At 43.9% G+C, this 15,602-nt stretch carries 13 protein-coding genes; 8 read left to right on the top strand and 5 right to left on the bottom strand.

Annotated elements, in window-relative coordinates; genetic code table 11:
• Window position 1 precedes the first annotated feature (1 nt).
• The 4 genes from holB to A1QO_RS04680 all read left to right on the top strand — a co-directional run bounded on the left by holB (window position 2) and on the right by A1QO_RS04680 (window position 4,182).
• Window positions 2–964, top strand: coding sequence for a DNA polymerase III subunit delta' (gene holB / locus A1QO_RS04695; RefSeq protein WP_017040506.1), 963 nt, complete (start codon window positions 2–4; stop codon window positions 962–964).
• Entirely contained in the window at window positions 955–1,722 is a 768-nt protein-coding gene (locus A1QO_RS04690; RefSeq protein ID WP_017034049.1) for a TatD family hydrolase, read from the top strand. The genes holB and A1QO_RS04690 overlap by 10 nt, the downstream gene beginning before the upstream one ends.
• A gap of 441 nt (window positions 1,723–2,163) precedes the next feature.
• On the top strand, window positions 2,164–3,597 hold the full coding sequence (gene ptsG / locus A1QO_RS04685; protein ID WP_017040507.1) for a PTS glucose transporter subunit IIBC: 1,434 nt from the start codon (window positions 2,164–2,166) through the stop codon (window positions 3,595–3,597).
• Between the two features lie 177 nt (window positions 3,598–3,774).
• Entirely contained in the window at window positions 3,775–4,182 is a 408-nt protein-coding gene (locus A1QO_RS04680) for a hypothetical protein (RefSeq protein WP_017040508.1), read from the top strand.
• A 75-nt stretch (window positions 4,183–4,257) separates the two neighbouring features.
• Here A1QO_RS04680 and A1QO_RS20220 read toward each other — a convergent pair whose 3' ends face one another.
• From A1QO_RS20220 to A1QO_RS04670, 3 genes are all read right to left on the bottom strand, one after another.
• A complete protein-coding gene (locus tag A1QO_RS20220) occupies window positions 4,258–4,353 on the bottom strand; it encodes a MetS family NSS transporter small subunit (protein ID WP_017034046.1) in 96 nt (31 codons plus the stop codon).
• A gap of 2 nt (window positions 4,354–4,355) precedes the next feature.
• On the bottom strand, window positions 4,356–5,825 hold the full coding sequence (locus tag A1QO_RS04675; RefSeq protein ID WP_017034045.1) for a sodium-dependent transporter: 1,470 nt from the start codon (window positions 5,823–5,825) through the stop codon (window positions 4,356–4,358).
• A gap of 475 nt (window positions 5,826–6,300) precedes the next feature.
• The gene (locus A1QO_RS04670) at window positions 6,301–6,885 is read right to left on the bottom strand and encodes an outer membrane beta-barrel protein (RefSeq protein WP_026026978.1); all 585 of its coding nucleotides are present in this window, start codon (window positions 6,883–6,885) and stop codon (window positions 6,301–6,303) included.
• Window positions 6,886–7,055: 170 nt separating this feature from the next.
• On the opposite strand from A1QO_RS04670, the gene A1QO_RS20215 reads away from it, so the two are divergent.
• The gene (locus A1QO_RS20215; protein ID WP_017034043.1) at window positions 7,056–7,145 is read left to right on the top strand and encodes a YnhF family membrane protein; all 90 of its coding nucleotides are present in this window, start codon (window positions 7,056–7,058) and stop codon (window positions 7,143–7,145) included.
• 13 nt (window positions 7,146–7,158) lie between these two features.
• Window positions 7,159–8,370, top strand: coding sequence for a patatin-like phospholipase family protein (locus tag A1QO_RS04665; protein ID WP_017041033.1), 1,212 nt, complete (start codon window positions 7,159–7,161; stop codon window positions 8,368–8,370).
• Window positions 8,371–8,415: 45 nt separating this feature from the next.
• Here the strand turns inward: A1QO_RS04665 and pyk are convergent, their stop codons facing one another.
• The gene (gene pyk, locus A1QO_RS04660) at window positions 8,416–9,861 is read right to left on the bottom strand and encodes a pyruvate kinase (protein WP_017034041.1); all 1,446 of its coding nucleotides are present in this window, start codon (window positions 9,859–9,861) and stop codon (window positions 8,416–8,418) included.
• A gap of 263 nt (window positions 9,862–10,124) precedes the next feature.
• Between pyk and mlc the strand changes: the two genes are divergently transcribed.
• Window positions 10,125–11,342: a sugar metabolism global transcriptional regulator Mlc gene (mlc, locus tag A1QO_RS04655; protein ID WP_017041032.1), complete on the top strand. Its 1,218-nt coding sequence runs from the start codon at window positions 10,125–10,127 to the stop codon at window positions 11,340–11,342.
• Between the two features lie 123 nt (window positions 11,343–11,465).
• Complete coding sequence (locus A1QO_RS04650) at window positions 11,466–12,413, top strand: chemotaxis protein CheV (protein ID WP_017034039.1); 948 nt, start codon at window positions 11,466–11,468, stop codon at window positions 12,411–12,413.
• A gap of 87 nt (window positions 12,414–12,500) precedes the next feature.
• Here A1QO_RS04650 and A1QO_RS04645 read toward each other — a convergent pair whose 3' ends face one another.
• Window positions 12,501–15,602 (bottom strand): error-prone DNA polymerase, encoded by a 3,102-nt coding sequence (locus tag A1QO_RS04645; RefSeq protein WP_026027035.1) that lies wholly within the window; start codon window positions 15,600–15,602, stop codon window positions 12,501–12,503.

Raw genomic sequence — 15,602 nt, 5'->3', positions numbered from 1 at the left:
CATGAATGCGCTTTATCCTTGGTTAGATGATATTTGGCAACATTGGCAGAGAAACCTGCAAAGTGATCACTTTACTAACGCGACATTACTCTGCGCTCAAGAAGGGCTAGGTGTTGATCAGCTGGTAAAAAGGTTTAGTGACGCTTTAATGTGCAGTAATGACAAGTCCCTGGCTTGCGGGTTCTGCCATAGTTGTAGCTTGATGCTGTCATCCAATCACCCTGATCTTCATTACATTGTTCCTGAAAAAGAAGGCAAAAGTATTTCTGTCGATCAAATACGCCAATGCAATCGACAAGCTCAGGAATCTTCGCAACTCTCCGGCTTTCGTCTGTTCATTATACAGCCAGCTGAGGCGATGAATGAATCGGCGGCAAATGCATTGCTAAAGACATTAGAATCCTCAGCGAGTAACTGTCTATTCTTGTTAATCACACAGCGTAAAGAACAATTACTGCCAACCATCGTCAGCCGATGTCAGCAGTGGAATGTGAAAGCCCCAAGCTCTGAAGTAGCATCTGCGTGGGTTTCTGATCGTTTAAAGCAATCCGTGCCGAATTATGTTGCCCATTTGAATGATAACGCCCCTCTAAGGCTTGAAGCGTTTATTAAAGATGGACACTTAAAAAGTTATACGCAAATAGAAGACGCAATGTTAGCGCTGGCAAAGGGGCAAGACAGTTTCTTAACGTTAAATGGCCACTTGAATGATGGCTCTCAGGAAAGATTGCAATGGCTTTGGTTACTTCTTTGTGAGGCGCAGAAAGCTCATTTTGAGGTTGCCGAGCCATCACTTAGCCCTGTTGCTAACGAGCTTTCGAAGCATATGAGCTATGATTTACTCTATCAGCAAAGTTTACGCCTTAGCGCGTTAATGACTCAGTTGAAAACGTTTCCAGGTCTTAATCACGAGTTAATGATTTCCGATTGGTTAATAAAATTTAATGAGGAAGTATGTTTGTAGATTCCCACTGCCATTTAGACAAGCTTGATTATGATGAGCTCCATTCAGGCATTGAAGATGTACTTGAAAAGGCAAAACAAGCCAATGTGACACAGTTATTGTCTGTTGGTGTGACCTTAGATTCATTTCCTAAAATGATGGAAATGATTCTCCCTTATGATCACGTTCATGCATCTTGTGGTGTCCACCCCTTAGATGTTGAAAGTGACTTTGCATTGGATATTTTGCATGAGTACGCTCGTCATGAAAAAGTGGTGGCTATTGGGGAGACCGGTCTGGACTATCACTACAAACCTGAAACCGCGGATTTGCAGAAATTGCGCTTTGCTCAGCAAGTAGAATTGGGCGTTGATCTCAATAAACCGCTTATTATCCATACTCGTAATGCTCGGGAGGATACGCTTGCGATTTTAAAAGAAGGAAACGCCGAACGTTGTGGCGGAGTGATCCACTGTTTTACAGAAGATTTGCCGTTTGCGGAAGCGGCCATGGATCTGGGCTTTTACATTTCTATATCGGGCATTGTCACCTTTCGCCAAGCTAAAGAACTTAAAGAGGTCGTGAAATCGCTGCCTCTTGAAAGACTGTTGATTGAGACAGATTCACCTTATTTAGCACCCATTCCTCACCGGGGGAAAGAGAACCAGCCCGCTTACGTTGTTGAAGTCGCGGCCTACATTGCACAGCTTAAAGGGTTGTCTTTATCTGAGGTTGGTCATAAAACAACCGAAAACTTCTCAGATCTTTTTTTGCGATAGAAACTGATAGTTGGTCAAGAAAAGAGCTTTGGCTCTTTTTTTCTTTTCTTAGAAGTGATATTTGTCACGCAAAACATCAAGTTCACGAAATTTGTTGAAATTAACGACTTGATTGGTCAAATTGTAATTTTGTTACATAAAATAACAATGGGCGCTATTTTATTTACTTAGTGAAATTAATGCTAGTTAACGCTATTTTTATTTATATCAATAGGTTAGTTTTGATAATGCGCTTTTTCGGTGTGTCGCCGACTGTGACCCATTTAATGTTTTGAAACTAAATTTCGTAACCGTATAGAAAGTATGAGACACATCAATATATATTTAGAGGCGAAAAATATAATGTAACACACGGTTACATTATCGTAGGTGCTAACATCAAAGCTACGGGGGTATGCAGTTAGCGCCCAAAAATTCTAATAATCATTCAGGAGCACAATTATGTTTAAGAACCTTTTTGCTAACTTGCAGAAAGTCGGTAAATCGCTGATGCTGCCAGTATCAGTTTTACCGGTTGCAGGTATCCTACTTGGGGTGGGTGCTGCCAATCTAAGTTTTCTTCCAGAGATCGTTTCTAGTTTAATGGAACAAGCTGGTGGTTCAGTGTTTGGTCAAATGGCACTGCTTTTTGCCGTTGGTGTAGCACTTGGCTTTACAAATAATGACGGTGTAGCTGGTCTTGCTGCAATCGTAGGGTACGGCATCATGACAGCAACATTAAGTGTTATGGCTGGCGTAATGGGTGTCGAGAGCATTGATACGGGTGTTCTAGGCGGTATTTTGGTCGGTGGTTTGGCTGCATGGTCATTTAACCGATTCTTCAAAATTCAATTACCTGAATATCTGGGTTTCTTCGCTGGTAAGCGTGCTGTGCCGATCATTACTGGCTTCTCAGCGATTGGTCTTGCTATTGTTCTTTCTATCGTATGGCCACCAATTGGTTCAGCGATCGCTTCTTTCTCTCATTGGGCGGCGGACCAAAACCCACAAGTGGCATTTGGTATTTACGGCATTGTTGAACGTTCACTTATCCCATTTGGTTTACACCACGTTTGGAACGTACCATTCTTCTTTGAAGCAGGTAGCTGTGTAAATGCTGCTGGTGAAGCTCAAACTGGTGTTCTTACTTGTTACCTCGTTGCTGATGAGGCCACTCGTGCTGCTGGTAATGGCTTTGGTCAACTAGCCGGTGGTTACATGTTTAAGATGTTTGGTCTACCAGCCGCTGCTATTGCTATCGCTCACTCTGCTAAACCAGAGAACCGCGCTAAAGTAATGGGTATCATGGCTTCTGCTGCACTGACGTCATTCCTAACAGGTATTACTGAACCAATTGAATTCTCTTTCCTATTCGTAGCGCCAGTGCTTTACGCTATTCACGCTCTACTAGCGGGTTCTGCATTCTTCCTAACTAACACGTTTGGCATTGTTCACGGTACGTCGTTCTCACACGGTTTGATTGACTTTACAGTACTGTCTGGTAATGCACAGAACATGCTATTAATGGTTGGTCTAGGTCTGGTTTACGCTGTTATTTACTACGTAGTATTCCGCGCAGTGATCAAGGCGATGGATCTAAAAACACCGGGTCGTGAAGATGAGTCTGCTGAGGCTGCAAGCACTGCAACGGGTTCTGAACTAGCAGGTGAACTTGTCGCTGCATTCGGTGGTAAAGCTAACATTACAAACTTAGACGCTTGTATCACTCGTCTACGTGTTTCTGTTGCAGATACAGAGATTGTTGATCAAGACAAACTTAAGCAACTTGGCGCCGCTGGTGTTGTGGTTGTATCTGGTGGTGTTCAAGCTATCTTTGGTACTAAATCAGATAACCTTAAAACAGATATGGATGAGTGGATTCGCTCTAACGGTTAATCCCACATACTGATGATATAAGGAGGCTTCGGCCTCCTTTTTTTATTGCTATTTGCTCCTTTCCTTTGCCATTCCTTGATGACGCGTTCGTTTACCATTGGTTTGGATACCGCATTGACTTTGCCCTGACACTGTTGGTTTGATTCAGAATAGAATGCGTGATTTCTGGAGAACCTGATGAAAAAGCTTATTCCTTTTTTTACTCTTGTTGCTTCTTTCTCTTCATATTCAGAGGAAGCATCTAGTCCCACTCATTTTTCTGTTGGTATGGCCGTCGACCAGCAACTGAGCGTCGTCGTTGAGCTCGACAGTCAATATCGTTTTACCATTGGTAATACAGGGGCGGCATTTGACTACATCATCGAACGTGGTGTTTTTGAATCTGATTCACCACTGTCTTGGTATGTTGGTGCCGGCGCTTGGGGAGAGTGGGAGCATGACTTCGGTGTACGTGTGCCTTTAGGCTTGAGTGTAGAGTTACCAAAAGGTTGGGATATGTACTCACAAGTGCACCCGGAATTAAACCTTTATAAAAGCCCCGAACTTCAAATTGGTGCTGCTGTGGGGATCAAATACGCGTTCTAATTGTGACAGCCAACAGTATGGGCTTATATACAAAAAAGCCAGCATTCAAGCTGGCTTTTCTTATTTGGATTAGGGTTACTGTTTATTCATCGCTCGACGGATACAATAAATAGCTCCGCCCCACGTAATGCCTAAACCCAGTACCATCATAATAATTGCACTCGTCGTCATAATTAAGCTTCCTTCTTGCTTGTTAGGTTAATGATCACGCCACCGACAAATAGCAGAGCTAGCAAGCCCCAGCCCAGTAGTAATAGATCAGATTGAGCGTACCCACCATAGCCTTCAGCCAAGGTTGTTTTTAATGTATTGAATACAATCACCGCCAGAATTGCTGGGCTGATGAAGCGTAGACAAATGTCAAACCATCTACCCACTTCAAAGTCGGATACTTTATTCACGTAGCTGCGTACGTTAGAGATCTTGAATACCCAAACCATTAGCAACAATTCAACAAAACAGCTAACAACAATACCGATGTTATTCGTGAAGTAATCCACTAAATCAAGAAGCAGTAATCCGCCGTTAGTCGCGAACGCCAGTGAAACAACGGCACCAACACCACAAACAACGGTAGCGGCTTTTTTACGACCCCAATTAAGCTTGTCAATGATAGCTGAAGTGACCGCCTCAATGATTGATATGTGCGAGCTTAAGCCTGCAATCGTTAATGCTAGGAATAATAGCGGGCCGAAAATGTATGGTGCAGGCAGCTCGTTGATTGCTGCTGGTAGAGTTACAAACGCAAGTCCCACCCCTGCAGATACGACGTCAGTGAGCTCTTTTCCTTGTTCGTGTGCCATGTAACCCAAAATTGAGAAAATCATGATACCAGCAAGGATCGAGAAACCACAGTTGATCAATACCGTCATAAAGGCATTGTTATTGATGTCGGACTTCTCTGGTAAGTAGCTTGAGTAGGCAAGCATGATGGCAAAGCCGATGCTCAACGTAAAGAATATCTGTCCGTATGCTGCTGCCCAAACTTTCAGATCCCATATCTTGCTGAAGTCAGGTTCAAACAGATAGTTCACACCGTTAAGCGCACCTGGAAGGAAGATCATACGGCCAATCAATAAGATAACCATAATAAATAGCACTGGCATCATTATCTTGGCTGCTCGCTCAATGCCTGATTTTACACCGCCAACGATAGCAGCGTAGGTCACAGCCCAGGCAATAAGCATAGCCGCTGCGATCTTCCACTGAATAGAACCCAGATTAGAAGGGGAATTATCACCCAGTTTCAGGTATTCACTGAAGAAGTACGCGTTCGTATCCGTTCCCCAGCTCTGTGTGAAAGACATACCAAGGTATGAAATTGACCAGCCAATAACAGCAACGTAGTAAACGGCGATTGAGGCTGCGATACCTACTTGGAACCAGCCGAGCCATTCAAACTTATGATGGATCTTAGACAGTGATATGGGTGCTGAACCGCGGTTTTTCTGCCCCATACTGAATTCCATGATCATAAATGGAATACCAGCAGTCAGCATGGCAAAAAGGTAAGGGATAAAAAATGCGCCACCGCCGTTTTCGTAGGCCATATAAGGGAAACGCCAAATATTTCCTAAGCCTATTGCCGATCCTACCGCCGCCAAAATAAATCCAGCACGTGATCCCCATTGTTCTCGCTTCATATTAAACTCCTTTACAACTCCCTGAGGAATGAAGCTTTTCTTCGGCTAATTTAACGATAAATAGGAGTGATAAATGTTGCCAGCTATATTTCTATTGAATATTTGCTCTATCATCCGTGATATTGTTAAAAGTTAGTTTTTTATTCTAACTACCACAAGAAAACTCAGAATATTGTTCTTTATTGTGTCATGTGTGTTTGCAAAAACTGAAATATTCAGCTACGCATTAATTGGGAGACTACCGATATAATGAGTTGAGTGCAACACAATATGCGATATGGGAGTTGGTATGTATGTAGTGAATATGTTGATCTGGAGCAGAAAAACTGGGTTTATATGTTAAATAATGGCGATATATAAGACTCATGCTCTGTATTGGTTTGAAAGGGCAACTTAATGGACTGAATTGTCATTTAGAGTGTATGACTATAATATCATCACTTTTTAGCATCAATCGGTTGGATTTGAACGTAAGCTAGAAACGTACGACTAGCCCTACATTGGCTGAAAATTGATTCATCCAGTCGGTTTTAAATCGAATTGTACAAGATTCTTCGGTCGGTAGATTACAAATCCCCGATGTTTCGTTATCAACAACGGTACCCAGCCAACGCAACTGGCTATTGAGTGAAAAGGTGTCGTTGATTTCATATTCAAATCCACCAAACATGCTGGCTGAGAAGCCATATTTGTCACTGGCCCAATCCACATCGACATAAGACATACCAAGTCCGACGCCAACATAAGTTTTGAATCTGTCTTGGACTGGATAATAGATGCTGCTTTGAAAGTGCAGGTACTGAATCGTGCTGCTTTCATTGAGCGTTTCAATGCGGCTATTTTGTTGACTGTAAAATACGCCAATTCGACCCTGTTCGAGGGTACTTTCTAAGGTAATGGCGTAGCTTTCGGATTCTTTGATATCGTATTCAATATCATTTTGGTCAACCACTGCGCCTCCCCCGGTGTAACCTACCCAGGGAGTCAGGTAGAAATCGGCTTCGGCCACCGAACTCATGAGTAACATACCTAGCCCCAAGACTTTGGTAAAACTGTACATAATGAATGGCCCTCGCTGCTTTTTGACACGTCGGTGTGATATCTAAGTGTAAATCTCTGAGTCTCGTACCCAAGTGTGAGGCTAACAGCATAATTGTGCTTAGAAAATACACATAATTTGAAGATACTTCACACTGCTGTTATTACTTTTAGAAGAGCAAGGAGGACTTTATGGATCAAGACTTAAAATATTCACTCATTATCACAGCAACAATCTTTACGGTTTTGCTGGGTTATGGAGCGATTGTTATCACCCATTAACGGTGCATTATTGATGAGAAATAGTGGCGTTGTGACGAATTTATTGACGCAAGTTGATACCAATCAGCTCTCGCATTACATTGGTGGGAAACATGCGCTTGTTGCACAAGGGGGAGGGCAACGCGGTATTTTTACCTCTGGCGTCTTAGATGCATTCCTACTGTCAAATTTTGACCCTTTTCATGAGTTTTATGGTACATCGGCAGGTGCATTGAACCTCTGTGCCTTTCTTTGTCGTCAAAAAGGGTTAGGCCACTCATTTCTTGTTGACCTCACGACGGATCCTCGATTTTTTAATCTCTTTCATTACATTCGTCGTAAGCAGTATTTAGGTCTGGAATGGGCCATCGATAGTATCTGTCATTACCCATATAAACTCGATATTGATATGGGTCGTATGGTGTTGGGTGAGAGAAAGGCGTTCGCAGCGGTCACCCACAGCACCACGTTACATGACCACTATTTACCCATGCTCGCTGATGATTGGTACAAGGTGATGGTTGCTACCTGTGCGATACCTCGTCTTTATCCGAATGAGGTGATGGTCGGAGGTGAGCCATTCGTGGATGGTGGTGTTTCAGCGGCAATCCCAGTGCAGCAAGCGTGGCGCAATGAAGCGCGTTGTATCGTTGTTATTCGCACAGAAGGCAGTGGGATAGAGCCTGAGCCTTCTACGACTGTTTCTCTTAACTCCGCCTCTCTTCATAATACTCCTGCTCGTCGTGTGGAGTGGTACCGAGAATCATTGAATGCCATTCAAGAGCAGTGGCAAGAAAAGTTGGATCAGTGGAAGTTAGATTGGAACGGTTTTTTTCAACAGCAGATCACTAAATCAAAGCAGCAAAAAAACGACGCTAATCATCTTGAGTTGGTCAATGGAGGGCGATGGTTATTTGGTGCTGACGATATCTATCGATTAAGTCATTTAGTTGGGGATAAATTTGATTCAGGTCTGGCTGATATGTTGATGGCGCATTACCAAACCTATTCATTAACGCGAGACTTTTTACATCACCCGCCAGATGATTGCTTTATTGTACAGATAAAACCAGATAGCCCCTTAAAATCCAATTCATTGATGAGTAAAAAAGAAGATCTTCAGCACGATTATCAGCTTGGTTTAGATGCAGGTCAAAAGTTTGTTGAAATGTATTCGAAGATAAAGCCAAACGAGGGAATAAAGCGAGGCCCACACAGTGAGCCTTTACTTTATGATTTCGATTAAGCGAGAAGCTAAATCATTTTCGTTACTTGCCTTAAAGAGCCGTGATTAGGTGACGGGCAATATTCTTAGGCAGTTGGTTGAACCTGCGACATCCATAATATCGCCTTGAGTGATGATCAAAATATCGCCAAATTCAACCAATTTACGCTCCTTGAGGGATTGAAGCGCTTCTAACGCGACGTCAAACCCTGATTCTGCCGAGGTATCAAAATAAAGCGGTGTGACACCTCGATACATACTGCAACGATTCAACGTACCTTCATTTCTAGACAGAGCAAAAATGGGTAACCCTGAACTTAAGCGAGACATCATTAAGGCCGTTCGGCCAGATTCCGTTAAGGCCACCATGCCTTTGATCCCTTCCATATGATTAGCCGAGTAGATGGTTGCCATTGAAATGGTCTCTTCAGCCGTCACAAAACGTCGGTCAATCCGGTAGCTTGATGTGCTTTCTAGGGCTTTTTTCTCTGCACCGACACACACTTCCGCCATTGATTTTACCGTTTCAACTGGATAAGCCCCTGCTGCAGTTTCTCCTGAAAGCATGACGGCATCAGTACCATCGAGGACAGCGTTCGCCACATCCATCACCTCAGCACGAGTTGGCATTGGGGCGTAAATCATTGACTCCATCATCTGAGTTGCAGTAATGACGGTACGATTTAAGGCACGAGCGCGTTGTATTAGCTGTTTTTGGACACCGATTAATTCAGGGTCTCCAATCTCAACCCCTAAGTCTCCTCTGGCCACCATGACTGAGTCTGAAGCCATAATGATGTCATCCATATTTTCTACGGTTGCGACGGTTTCAGCGCGCTCCACTTTGGCCACTAAATTGGCTTCTAAACCTGCATCTCTTGCTAAGCGTCTCGCATAGTTCATATCTTCCCCATTTCTCGGGAATGAAACGGCTAAATAGTCCACTTTTAGCTCAGCGGCGAGAAGAATATCTCTCTTGTCTTTTTCAGTTAATGCGTCAGCGGAAAGGCCACCGCCTTTCTTATTGATGCCTTTGTTATTTGAAAGCTGACCACCAATCGTGACGATAGTGTGGACTCTGTTGCCTTCCACCGAGACAACTTCTAGCTGAACTCGACCATCATCAAGAAGTAAAATGTCATTGGCTACCACATCATTGGGCAGTTCTTTGTAATCCAGCCCCACGGCGTCTTGGTCGCCCTCACCAGGTCCTAGGTCGCTATCCAGAGTAAATCGATCGCCTGGGTTGAGTGTTATTTTTCCCTCTTTGAACGTTGAGACACGAATTTTAGGTCCTTGCAAATCGCCTAACACGGCTATGTGTATTCCCAATTTTGCGGCGATTTCGCGTACTTTTGCTGCTCGATTTTTGTGGTCTTCGGCCGTGCCATGGGAAAAATTCATCCTGACAACATTGGCTCCAGCTTTTATTATTTCGAGGAGGTTATCGCCTTTATCGGTAGAAGGGCCAAGGGTCGTTACAATCTTTGTTCTTCGTGTTGCTGAGGTCATCCTGTTCTCCTAAACATTCCATTGCTTTTCTAAGTATATGCAGTGTGGGTAATTTGGTGAGGTGAATCATTGATATTTCAACATTGATCAGATAATTACTTTGCGACTGGAAAAAAAAGCGGGTGAATAATCCTTAACAATTCGACGTCTTCCGCAAAGATGGGTTTTTCTCCGTGATACCTGTCACGGCATACTATCAAAGCACTTCACAATTACTTCGCAAAGTAAAAAAATTAATATGTTGCTGATTTTTGGAGTACATCATGTACATGGCTCAACCCGGTCACATTGATCATATTAAGCAGGTCAACGCTGGTCGTGTCTATAAACTCATAGACCAAAATGGTCCTATTTCTCGAATTGATCTTTCGAAGAAGAGTTCACTTGCACCTGCAAGTATTACTAAAATTACTCGTGAGTTAATAGAGTCTCATCTTATTCATGAAACGACGGTTCAGGAATCGACCAGTCGAGGTCGCCCTGCGGTTGGCTTGCAAGTGAATAATCAAGGCTGGCAGTTTCTGTCGATGCGTTTAGGCCGCGGTTATTTGACCATTGCGCTTCATGAGCTCGGTGGTGATGTTCTAATCGATACCAAAATTGACATTCATGAACTCGATCAAGATGATGTCTTAGCGCGTTTATTGCATGAAATTGATGAATTTTTTCAAACTTATTCAGAGCAGCTTGATAGAGTGACCAGCATTGCGATTACCTTGCCAGGGCTGGTTAATTCGGAAGACGGTATCGTACTGCAAATGCCGCACTACAATGTGCAGAACTTGGCGTTGGGCCCTGAAATTTATAAAGCGACTGGGCTACCTGTTTTCGTCGCTAACGATACCCGAGCCTGGGCTTTGGCCGAAAAATTGTTCGGCCACTCACAAGACAATGATAATTCAGTGCTTATCTCTATTCACCATGGGTTAGGCGCGGGCATTATTCTAGACGGTCGAGTGTTACAAGGTCGTCATGGAAACATTGGCGAACTGGGTCATATTCAAATCGACCCTAACGGAAAACGATGCCATTGCGGTAATCGAGGCTGTCTTGAGACGGTTGCCAGCTCTCAAGCGATTCGAGAAGAGGTGGTAAGGCGCATCGATAACGGTGAAGCTTCGGAATTAAGTGCACTCGAAGAAATGACCATTGAATCAATTTGCGCTGCCGCCGCCAGTGGCGATCCTCTAGCCGTTGATGTTATAGAGAAACTTGGTCGTTATTTGGGTGGCGCAATCGCGATTGTGATCAATCTCTTCAACCCAGAAAAAATCTTGATTGGTGGTGTTATTAACCAAGCAAAAGATGTGCTCTATCCGGCGGTGTTAACGTGTATCAAAGAGCAGAGTCTTCCAGTGTATCATCAAGATTTAGAGCTGGTGGAGTCGCGCTTTTATAAACAAGCAACGATGCCGGGCGCTGCGCTGATTAAACAAGCGCTTTTTGATGGCCTACTTTTAATGAAAGTCATTGAAGGTTAACAAGACTTATCTACAATATTGATAATAAACCCATGTGACATGACGTTATATGGGTTTTATTTTCTGTCTAAGCCCAATACTATGGGCTATGTTATTTATAGACCAGTAATTCTGAGAGTATGTATGTCTGGAGTTCTAAATACCGTTGATCAGAGAACCAATTTGGTTGGTGAGAATCGTCTAGAGCTATTACTTTTTAGCTTGAATAGCCGACAGATCTTCGCCATTAATGTCTTTAAAGTCAGGGAGGTGCTTAAAGTGCCTGTGCTGACCAAGATGCCTGGTTCTCACCACCATATTACCGGAGTTGCGTCATTACGCGGGGAATCACTGCCTGTGATTGATCTGCGCGCGGCGATAGGTTTCCCTGCGAATCATGATACGTCTCTAGAGCAAAACTTAATCATTACCGAGTATAACCGCTCTATTCAAGGGTTCTTGGTTGGGCAAGTACGTAATATTGTGAATACCGCGTGGACAGAAATTCAGCCGCCCCCAAAGACCGCGGGAAGAGCGAACTACTTAACGGCGATCACCCATGTGAAAGAAGATGATTTGTCTCATATCGTTGAAATCATTGATGTAGAAAAAGTGCTCGCTCAGATTATTGACTATGATGTGTCTATTTCTGAAGGTGTGCTAGATACTGAACTTGCATCTGAAATGATTGGACGTAACGTGTTGATTGTCGATGATTCTTCCACGGCTCGTAATCAAGTGAAAGGGACGCTATCTCAACTTGGGCTCAACATCATCGAGTGTAGTGATGGCCTCGAAGCGTTAACGTTACTCAAATCGTGGTGTGATGAAGGAAAAGATATCTATTCAGAATTGCTCATGATGATAACCGATGCGGAAATGCCGGAAATGGATGGCTATAAGCTGACTCATGAAGTACGAAGCGACCCTCGAATGAAGGATTTGTATATCACGCTCAATACATCATTAAGTGGCAGTTTTAACGAAGCGATGGTACAAAAAGTGGGTTGTGATCGTTTTATTTCTAAATTCCAACCGGACCTCTTGGTTGAAGTGGCTCAAGATCGATTACGAAATTTGCTACAGGGTTAAAGGAAGGGCGATACGGGTTCAAGGTTGGAAAATCAACGGGAATGTATTGCTCCCGGTAAATTTCTTTTCCCTAATTTTCTTGCAAGTTTAATGAAAGTCTCGGGATCGAGTATCTAGGTGCTCAAAATGCTGGGTGAGATCGATTAATCGCCCTGCAATGACATGCGTGACATTACCTTCTTTTTCTAATATCCCTTTTACCATTAATATCTTTGCGGTTAAGTAGGCTTGTTTTTGAGCTCTTGCTGTCGCTTTCCAGACAACGACATTGATGTTGCCGGTATCATCTTCTAGGGTGAAAAACGTCACCCCAGCCGCAGTACCTGGCGACTGCCTTCCTGTGACCAATCCAACCACCGTCACCATGGATTGATGATCTTTGTTCATCAGGTCTGTCATGCGAGTGAACGGGCTTAACTGACGCGCATTATCGAGGAGAGTGATGGGGTGCAGATCGAGAGAGACACCGGTTGAGGAGAGGTCTTCCATTAATGTCTGCATATCACTTGGCGTCTCAAGGCGATGGTTTTGAATAGGATGGTTTTGCATCTTGTCGTCTTCAGTCTCGATCTCGTGCTGGAAAAGGGGCAAGTCGGTAATGGAGTCCATCATACTCCAACGGGCTTGGTAACGATTATGGGCGAATGAGTGCATGGCATTCGCAGAGGCCAATAGCTCTATATCTCGTTTATTGATACCAATGTGTTGCAGCTGAGATGGGGATTGATAACCCTGAGGTGGTCTTGCCTTGATCAATTGTTGCATACCATCTTGCGTAACCCCTTTGATTTGCCGTAATCCTAAACGAATCGCCAACACAGAGGAATGAGCCACCACAAGGTGATCATAATCTGAATGATTAATGCATACGGGTAATACGGTGATATGGTGCCTCTTGGCGTCTTGAATCAGTTGCGAGGCGGTATAAAAGCCCATCGGTAAGCTATTGAGCAACGACGTATAAAAAGCCTCTGGATAGTAATATTTTAACCAAGCCGAGCAATACGCCAAAACAGCAAATGAGGCGGAATGACTTTCTGGGAATCCGTATTCACCAAACCCACAAATTTGATCGAATATCCTTTCAGCAAAATCGAGTTCATAGCCACGAGCTAGCATCCCATCAAGGAGCTTCGTTTTAAACTTGAACAGTTCACCGTTTTTTTTCCATGAGGCCATTGCTCGTCGAAGTTTATCGGCTTCACCGCCACTGAATCCAGCCGCCACCATCGCGAGTTTAATGACCTGCTCTTGAAAAATAGGGACCCCCATTGTGCGCGACAGAACTTCTTTGACTTCTTCTGATGGGTAGCTGGTGCGCTCAATACCGTCACGCCGTTTCAAAAATGGATGCACCATATCGCCCTGTATAGGCCCAGGACGAACAATTGCTATTTGAATGACTAGGTCGTAGTAACACTTGGGTTTAAGCCGTGGCAACATGCTCATTTGTGCTCGTGATTCAATTTGAAACACCCCAACGGTATCGGCGCGTTGTATCATGCCATAGACATTGGGATCGTCTTCTTTTCGGGTAATATCCGCGATAGAGAGCGATTGACCATGATATTGCTGAATGAGTGAAAAACACTTACGAATGGCAGTGAGCATACCCAGCGCGAGCACATCGACCTTAAGTAGCCCAAGACTTTCTAAATCATCTTTATCCCACTGAATCACCGTACGTTGATCCATTGCTGCGTTTTCAATAGGGACAAGCTCGTACAAAGGGCCAGAGGAAATAACAAAGCCTCCCACATGCTGAGAGAGGTGACGTGGAAACCCGATGATGTCATTGACGAGCGTAATGAAATGTTCGCCTTTTAATGAGTCGGGTTTAAGCCCTAATTCAATAAGTTGAGCCTGCCACCCCAATTGGTGATCTCGTCGGTTAATATTTTTAATGAAAAAATCTAATTGAGTGTCATTAATACCGAGTGTTTTTCCAATGTCTCGAATGGCACTTTTCAAACGATAAGAGATCACCGATGCGGCCAAGGCTGCACGCTCTCGACCGTATTTCTTATAAATATATTGAATCACTTCTTCGCGTCTTTCGTGCTCAAAGTCCACATCAATATCTGGTGGCTCAGCTCGCTCTTTGCTGATGAAACGTTCAAACAATACCGAGACTTGCCTTGGATCGACGGAGGTAATTTCAAGGCAATAGCACACAACGGAATTGGCGGCGGATCCTCTTCCTTGGTAAAGAATGCCTTGTCTCTTGGCAAACATAACGATGTCATGAATAGTGAGGAAGAAGAACGCGTAATCGAGTTGTTCAATTAACGTGAGTTCTTTTTCAATGATTTGATCTATGGAATCAGGTACGCCATTTGGAAATCGTAAGTGTTTGCCTTGCGCGGTCAGTTGACGTAAATAACCGATAGGCGTCATTTGATTAGGAATGAGTTCGCTCGGGTATTCATAACGCAAAGACGCTAAATCGAACTGACAACGTTGAGCAATATGTTCCGTTTCAGCCAGCCACTCAGGCTTGAATATTCGAGCCAGCTTTTCCTGACTACGCAGCGCTCTTTCTGTGTTGGTTAACATATGCTCACCGATGGCATCTAGTGTGCTGCCATGTTTAATTGCGGTGAGTGTGTGTTGTAAAGGAAGCCTTGTTGCAGTATGCATTAACACGCCACCGCAAGCGGTGATGGGTAACTGAAATTCGGTGGCTAGAGTTTGGCAGTGCGCAGTGTACTCTTTGTCATTCCCATTGAGATGACGCTGCAAACCGAGCCATAGCCTATCAGCGTGGTGTTGATTAAGCCATTTTCCCCAATGGCGGTCGATGGAGTGATGGCAAGGTAACCAAATGATCAAACAATGTTGCACCGACATGATGTCCCACTCTGAAAGTTGGTACTCTCCTTTGTTAGCGCGTCTTCTGGCATTGGTGATAATCCGACACAGTTCGGCATAGGCTTGTCGGTTAGGGCAAAGCAATACCAGCTGGCATTCAGCGTTTAGCCAGAACATGCTGCCAATGATCTGTTTGATAGCAAGATGGTGATCTTTGATGGCCGTATGTGCACGAACCACGCCTGCGACAGAGCACTCATCGGTAATGGCTATGGCTTGATAACGTAAAAAGTCAGCCTGAATCACCAACTCTTCCGCATGTGAAGCACCGGTTAAAAAAGAAAAGTTACTCTGACAAAAAAGTTCGGCGTATTTCAT

The sequence above is a fragment of the Vibrio genomosp. F10 str. ZF-129 genome (genome assembly GCF_000287055.2).
Classification (GTDB): domain Bacteria; phylum Pseudomonadota; class Gammaproteobacteria; order Enterobacterales; family Vibrionaceae; genus Vibrio.
Note: the sequence above shows the minus strand (reverse complement) of the source record. Positions and strands in the feature narration are given on the sequence as shown.

What these genes read in the sequence shown, in the direction of transcription:
- holB (WP_017040506.1), top strand. Translation starts at nt 2, where the DNA reads ATGAATGCGCTTTATCCTTGGTTAGATGATATTTGGCAACATTGGCAG.
- A1QO_RS20215 (WP_017034043.1), top strand. Translation starts at nt 7,056, where the DNA reads ATGGATCAAGACTTAAAATATTCACTCATTATCACAGCAACAATCTTT.
- A1QO_RS04650 (WP_017034039.1), top strand. Translation starts at nt 11,466, where the DNA reads ATGTCTGGAGTTCTAAATACCGTTGATCAGAGAACCAATTTGGTTGGT.
- A1QO_RS04680 (WP_017040508.1), top strand. Translation starts at nt 3,775, where the DNA reads ATGAAAAAGCTTATTCCTTTTTTTACTCTTGTTGCTTCTTTCTCTTCA.
- mlc (WP_017041032.1), top strand. Translation starts at nt 10,125, where the DNA reads ATGTACATGGCTCAACCCGGTCACATTGATCATATTAAGCAGGTCAAC.
- A1QO_RS20220 (WP_017034046.1), bottom strand. Translation starts at nt 4,353, where the DNA reads ATGACGACGAGTGCAATTATTATGATGGTACTGGGTTTAGGCATTACG.
- A1QO_RS04645 (WP_026027035.1), bottom strand. Translation starts at nt 15,602, where the DNA reads ATGAAATACGCCGAACTTTTTTGTCAGAGTAACTTTTCTTTTTTAACC.
- A1QO_RS04670 (WP_026026978.1), bottom strand. Translation starts at nt 6,885, where the DNA reads ATGTACAGTTTTACCAAAGTCTTGGGGCTAGGTATGTTACTCATGAGT.
- pyk (WP_017034041.1), bottom strand. Translation starts at nt 9,861, where the DNA reads ATGACCTCAGCAACACGAAGAACAAAGATTGTAACGACCCTTGGCCCT.
- A1QO_RS04675 (WP_017034045.1), bottom strand. Translation starts at nt 5,825, where the DNA reads ATGAAGCGAGAACAATGGGGATCACGTGCTGGATTTATTTTGGCGGCG.
- ptsG (WP_017040507.1), top strand. Translation starts at nt 2,164, where the DNA reads ATGTTTAAGAACCTTTTTGCTAACTTGCAGAAAGTCGGTAAATCGCTG.
- A1QO_RS04665 (WP_017041033.1), top strand. Translation starts at nt 7,159, where the DNA reads ATGAGAAATAGTGGCGTTGTGACGAATTTATTGACGCAAGTTGATACC.
- A1QO_RS04690 (WP_017034049.1), top strand. Translation starts at nt 955, where the DNA reads ATGTTTGTAGATTCCCACTGCCATTTAGACAAGCTTGATTATGATGAG.